The following is a 6,477-nucleotide window of genomic DNA, read 5'->3' as shown; positions in this document are numbered from 1 at the left end:
TCGAACCCGTGTCCGACGCCTTCGGGAGGAGATCACCCGGGAGGCCCGCGCGCGCCGTGCGCTGGGCCAGCTTCGCCGCCAGGGCCAGGGCCGGCTGGCCCATCGCCACGCCGTCCACACTGGACTCCCGGCGCTTCTCCTCCTGCTTGAGCTGCTCCCATCGGATGTTCTGCGTGTGAGCGTCGTGCACCGCATGAGCGCCCTCGGAGAACACGTGTGGGTGCCGACCGACCAGCTTTGCTACCAGCCCCGCTGCCACGTCGTCGATCGAGAACGGATCGCTCTCATCGTCTTCCGCGATCCGAGAATGGATCAGCACCTGCAGCAGCACGTCGCCGAGCTCTTCGCGCAGCGCGGGCCGGTCGCCCTCCTCGATGGCCTCTAGCAGCTCGAAGCACTCCTCCACCAGGTACTGGCGCAGCGAGTCGTGCGTCTGCTCCGCGTCCCAGGGGCAGCCGCCCGGGGAGCGCAGGCGATCCATCACCGCGACCGCGTCCAGCAGCGCCGCGCCGGGGAGCCGAGGCACGGCGAGCACGGTCGCGCCGGCCGCCACCAGTGACGCGGCTGGCGGCTCGGCGAGGTCGTCCGTCACGAGCACGGCGGACTCCGGCAACGACGCGGGCGCGTCCGGCAGGCCCAGGCCGACGCCCGGTGCCGCGTACGCCGGCACATCCGAGCGCAGCAGCGGAACCGCTTCGGCCGGCAGGCGGCCCCGGTCGATCAGGACAACCGTCGTCACTGCTGCGCGTCGCCGGACGACGGCGTCAGCACCAGGCCGGTGGTCTCGGCCTCGCTCGGTGCCACGCCCATCGCGACCATGTCCCACACGCCGTAGCGCGGGCTGACCGAGATCTGGCTCTCCTCCGCGAAGGGTTGCAGCATCCGCTTGCCGACCGCGACCATCTCGGCCGGCTGGACCTGCGGTGCCTGCGACGTGTCGACGGTGGCGTCGGTGTCGCGCTTGCGGATCAGGCCGACCACCCACAGGGCCTGCTGCGGCGACGGCTCGAACGCGACGACCGAACCCTCGCCGGCGCCGAACATCACGGTGGCCGCCAGCGCGGCGCTCTGCGCGGCCGGGAATTCCGCGCCCTCCTGCGCGTCCCCGCCGGCCTGCTTGTCCTTCGCGATCAGGTTCGCGACGTCGTCCGGGTCGGCGGCCCACTCCCGCGCCTTCGCGAACGCCTCGTCGCGCATGGACTCCGGTTTCGCGCTCTGGTCCTGGGAGACGATCGCCGTGTAGTCCATCGTGATCTGCAGCTTGTCGAAGTGCTTGCTCGCCAGCTGCACCATCAGGATCTGGTCGGTGATCGTGTCGCGCAGGTCCCGCGCGCGGTAGACCAGCTGCTGGGCGAGCGCGTCCGGCGGCACGCTGCCGTCTGCCGGGAGCTCGTCGGAGAACGGGTCCTGCTTGACCGCCTGGTCGACGTCCGCGGGCTTGACGGTGATGTTCTCCTCGCGGGCGGCCTTGCGCAGCAGCTGGTGCAGCACCAGCTGGCTGACCGCCTCGCGCGCGACCAGGTCCAGCTTGCGCTGCTGGGCCAGCGGCTTCGCCGCCTTCTGCTCCCGCACGACCTTGTCGACCAGGGCCTGCACCTCGTCGACCGAGATCGACTTGCCGTCAACGATCACCGCGGAGTTGAGCTGGCTCGGACCCGATCCGCACGCCGTGAGGCCGGCGACCAGCGCGGTCAGCACGGCGATCAGCACGAGAGGACGCAGCTTGGCAGTCATCACGGCTGCCAAGCCTCTCATAGCGGTTCACCCGACCGGTGCTGGGGCGATCTCCAGGGAGTCGAGGAAGTTCGCGCACCAGTCCAGCAGCTCCGTGTCGCGCAGCGGCGGTGCGCCCATCCGGCCGCCGGCCGCGCCCTCGGTCGGCCGCGGCACGGAGACCAGGTTGGTCACCGCCTTGTAGTGGGCCTTGGGGTACAGGCGCTTGAGCCGGACCTGCTGCGAGTCGCGCAGGTGCAGCGGCGCGAAGCGGATGTTGCTGGCCTGGGTGGCCACCTCGGTGACGCCGTGGCGGCGGCACGTCTGCCGGAACGCCGCGACCGCGAAGAGCCGCCGGACCGGCAGCGGCGGCGTGCCGTAGCGGTCCTGGAGCTCCTCCTCGACCGCGGCCAGGCCCTCGGGGTCGGCCGCCGCGGCGATCTTGCGGTACGCCTCGAGCCGCAGCCGCTCCCCCGGCACGTAGTCGTGCGGGATGTGCGCGTCGACCGGCAGGTCCACCCGCACCTCGGCGAGCTCTTCCTCCTCCCCCGGCGCAGCGGCGTCACTGCCCGCGTGCTTGCGGAAGGCCTCGACGGCCTCGCCGACCAGCCGCACGTACAGGTCGAACCCCACGCCGGCGATGTGCCCGGACTGCTCGGCGCCGAGGATGTTGCCCGCGCCGCGGATCTCCAGGTCCTTCATGGCGACGGCCATGCCCGCGCCGAGCTCGGTGTTCTGCGCGATCGTGGCGAGGCGGTCGTGCGCGGTCTCGGTGAGCGGCGCCTCCGGCGGGTAGAGGAAGTAGGCGTAGCCGCGCTCGCGACCGCGGCCGACCCGGCCGCGCAGCTGGTGGAGCTGGGCGAGGCCGAGCAGGTCGCCCCGCTCGACGATCAGCGTGTTGGCGTTTGCGATGTCCAGGCCGGTCTCGACGATCGTGGTGCACACGAGCACGTCGAACTCGCGCGCCCAGAAGCCCTCGATGATCTTCTCGAGGCGGTCCTCGTTCATCTGGCCGTGCGCGGTCACGACGCGTGCCTCGGGCACGAGCTCGCGCAGCCGCCGGGCGGCCTTCTCGATCGAGGAGACCCGGTTGTGCACGTAGAAGACCTGGCCGTCGCGCAGCAGTTCGCGCCGGATCGCGGCGCCGACCTGCTTGTCGTCGTAGCCGCCGACGTAGGTGAGGATCGGGTGCCGGTCCTCGGGCGGGGTGAGGATCGTGGACATCTCGCGGATGCCGGCGAGCGACATCTCCAGCGTGCGCGGGATGGGCGTCGCGGACATCGTGAGCACGTCGACGTGCGTGCGCAGCGCCTTGATGTGCTCCTTGTGCTCGACGCCGAACCGCTGCTCCTCGTCGACGACCACGAGGCCGAGATCCTTGTAGCGGACGCCGGTCTGCAGCAGCCGGTGCGTGCCGATGACGACGTCCACCTCGCCGCTCGCGAGCCCCTCGATGACCGTCTCGGCGTCCGGGCCGTGGGTGAAGCGGGACAGGCCCTTCACGGTGACCGGGAATGACTGCATGCGCTCGGTGAAGGTGTTGAGGTGCTGCTGGGCGAGCAGCGTCGTCGGCACGAGGACCGCGACCTGCTTGCCGTCCTGGACGGCCTTGAACGCGGCGCGCACGGCGATCTCGGTCTTGCCGTAGCCGACGTCGCCGCAGATCACGCGGTCCATGGGGACGCCGCGCATCATGTCGGCCTTGACCTCGTCGATGGCCGCCATCTGGTCGGGGGTCTCGGTGAACGGGAAGGCGTCCTCGAGCTCGCGCTGCCAGGGGGTGTCGGCGCCGAACGGGTGGCCGGGCGCGGCCTGGCGGGCGGCGTAGAGCTGCACGAGCTCGGCGGCGATCTGCTTGACCGCCTTCTTCGCACGGGCCTTGGTGTTCTTCCAGTCAGAGCCGCCGAGCTTGTTCAGGCTGGGCAGCTCGCCGCCGACGTAGCGGGAGACCTGGTCGAGCTGGTCGGTGGGCACGAACAGGCGGTCACCGGGCTGGCCGCGTTTGGAGCTCGCGTACTCGAGGACGAGGTACTCGCGGGTGGCGCCGGCGACCGTGCGCTGGACCATCTCGATGTAGCGGCCGATGCCGTGCTGCTCGTGCACGACGTAGTCGCCGGTCCGCAGCGCGAGCGGGTCGACCGCGTTGCGCCGCCGCGAGGGCATCTTCGCGGACAGGTCGCGGGTGGAGGTGCCGTGCCGGCCGCCGGTCAGGTCGGTCTCGGTGAGCACGACGAGCGCCTGGCCGGGGACGCCGAAGCCCTCCTCGATGGCGCCGCGGACGACCGTGACCAGGCCCTTGGCCGGCGGCTGCGGCAGGCCCGCCTCGGCGAAGGTCGCGGCGACCTCGGCGTCGGCGAGCTGCTCGACCGCGCGGCGGGCGGTGCCGGCCCCGGGGACGACGAGCACGGCCGCGCCGCCGGTGGCGACGTGTGCGCGCAGGTCGGCGAAGGCGCGGGTGACGTCGCCGCGGTAGCCCTCGATCGGTCGGATGCCGAGCTGGACGACGTTCTCGTCGGGGGTGGTGAGCTGGGACAGCGTCCACCAGGGGTGGCCGGTGTCGCGGGCGTGGGTGGCGACCTCGGCGAGGTCGCGGTAGGCGGAGCGGCCCAGGTCGAGCGGGCTGTTGCCGCCGCCGGCCGCGGCCATCCAGGCGGCCTCGAGGAACTCCTGGCCGGTGCGGACCAGGTCGTGGGCGCGGGTGCGGACCTTCTCCGGGTCGATCACGAGGACGTGCGCGCCGGCCGGCAGCACGTCGGTGAGCAGGTCGAGCTCGCCCTCGCAGAGGACCGGGATGAGGGCCTCCATGCCCTCGGTGGGGATGCCGTCGGCGAGCTTGGTGAGCATCTCGGCGAGGTGGGCGTCGGCGGCGTGCTCGCCGGCGAGCTCGCGGGCGCGGTCCTTGATCTCGTCGGTGAGCAGCAGCTCCCGGCAGGGCGGCGCGGTGATCTGGCGGACCTCGGTCGGCAGCGACCGCTGGTCGGCGACGGCGAACTGCCGGATCTCGGTGACTTCGTCGCCCCAGAACTCCATGCGGACGGGGTGCTCGGCGGTCGGCACGAACAGGTCGAGGATGCCGCCGCGGACGGCGAACTCGCCGCGCTTCTCGACCATGTCGACGCGGGTGTAGGCGAGGCCGACGAGGCGGTCGATGAGCTCGTCGAAGTCGTGCTCGGCGCCGACGGTGAGGTGGATCGGCTCGAGGTCGCCCAGGTTCGGCGCCATCGGCTGGATGAGGCTGCGCACGGTGGCGACGACGACCTGGGGCGCGTCGCCGCTCGCCAGCCGGTGCAGGATCTCCAGCCGCGTCGCGACGGTGTCCGCCCGGGGCGAGAGGCGCTCGTGGGGCAGCGTCTCCCACGAGGGGAAGTTCGTGACGTTGCCGGCCCCGAGCAGGTCACCGAGCGCGGCGGTCAGGTCGTCGGCCTCGTGCCCGGTGGCGGTCACCGCGAGGACCGGTGCGCGGCCGGCCAACGCCGCGGCGACGAGCGGGCGGGCGGCGGTAGGCCCTTCGAGCTCGAGGTCGGCCGCCCCGACGGCCTCGCGGACGGTCGTGAGGGCGGGGTCGGGCAGGACGGCCTGGAGGAGGCCTTCGAGCGGGCTGGTCATGGACACGGCGAATGCACCCCTGGCTTGCAAGCACGCGCGGACACACCCCTGCCCGGGACGAGCCCGTGGGAGGGGTTCTCGACACCAGCCTACGTGTGCCCACCGACAGGTTTTTCGCGCCCGCGTTCGCGCAGCTCAGCGACCTGCTCGCCGGTGCCACCCACATCCGGCCACCCGCACCCGGCGACCCGCGCCCGCCACAGCCGGCGTCGCGCGGCAGGCAATGAAGGAGGGATGAATCGATGCACCGGGGAATTGCCCGCCCGAAAACAAGTCCGGTACGAATACCGGCACGGTCCATCCGCAAAGCACATGGCATCACCACGCCGGGCCGCGATGCTGAGCGGCACGACGAGGGCGCGGAGCCACGAGCTGTGCGGCCACGTCGAAAAGTGGTCACACGCAGGCCAACTTCACCGCATCTCAGTGAACTTCGCGATCTTCGGCGTCGCCGCGGGACTTCAGCTGAAGCCAGGGTTCTCCGCAGAAGTCGCGGATTTGCCCGAGAAACTTCACGCGTTATCGTCCGGCAATCTTTCCGCATCCCAACCGCATCTTTTTAATGTCGCTCGGCGCGTACTTGAATGACACTTTTCCTGCAGCGCACAGCGCGCGCCGCGCGCGCACCACTTCAGTGTCGGTTGACTGGATGAGGAACGCTCACGTCGACAGGCCCATCAGGTCAGCCTCTCGCGCGGCCGGGTGAGCAGATCGCAAGTGGTCACCGCGCAGTCGATTCTGCCTCTTCTCCGTCCCACCACACGTGTTCTAACCTGTTCGAAGTCACACCTCTGTGATCGACGTGGCGGCTGACCTCTCCCCGGTTGGCAGCAACGCCTGATCGACGTGGCAAAGAACCACTCGATGGAGCGTACGCTGGTGCCGCCGCACTCCACCTCCCGAGAAGATGCCGCAGTGAGCATCCTTCGGTTTCACTACGTGAGCGGCAGAGTCGTACAACGAGAGCTTTTTCTGGCTGGTCAAGCCGTACGAGGAGAAGTTCCGCGAGATCGGCGAGCGGATTCGCGGCGTCCGGCTCACGACCGCGCGCGATCCGCGCTACGCCGTCGTGCTGAACGTGCAGTTTCCCGGGGAGCGGTACGAGTGCCACGTGGACACGAACCCGGTCGAGGCTCTGCTCTACGTCACCGATCTGCC

At 71.0% G+C, this 6,477-nt stretch carries 3 protein-coding genes; all 3 read right to left on the bottom strand.

The window, feature by feature from the left end; all coding sequences use genetic code 11:
- Positions 1 to 739, bottom strand: a 739-nt coding sequence (locus tag VH969_RS12920; RefSeq protein WP_331973955.1) for a nucleoside triphosphate pyrophosphohydrolase, incomplete at its 3' end; no start/stop codon positions are given.
- Positions 736 to 1,734: a SurA N-terminal domain-containing protein gene (locus VH969_RS12915; protein ID WP_331973954.1), complete on the bottom strand. Its 999-nt coding sequence runs from the start codon at positions 1,732 to 1,734 to the stop codon at positions 736 to 738. The genes VH969_RS12915 and VH969_RS12920, both read right to left, overlap by 4 nt.
- A 27-nt stretch (positions 1,735 to 1,761) precedes the next feature.
- Positions 1,762 to 5,319, bottom strand: a complete 3,558-nt coding sequence (mfd, locus tag VH969_RS12910; RefSeq protein WP_331973956.1) for a transcription-repair coupling factor — start codon at positions 5,317 to 5,319, stop codon at positions 1,762 to 1,764.
- Positions 5,320 to 6,477 lie beyond the last annotated feature (1,158 nt).

It is taken from the genome of Actinophytocola sp., assembly GCF_036555685.1.
In the GTDB taxonomy this organism is placed as follows: domain Bacteria; phylum Actinomycetota; class Actinomycetes; order Mycobacteriales; family Pseudonocardiaceae; genus Actinophytocola.
The sequence above is the reverse complement of the archived record's forward strand: the minus strand, read 5'-3'. Positions and strand labels throughout refer to the sequence as shown.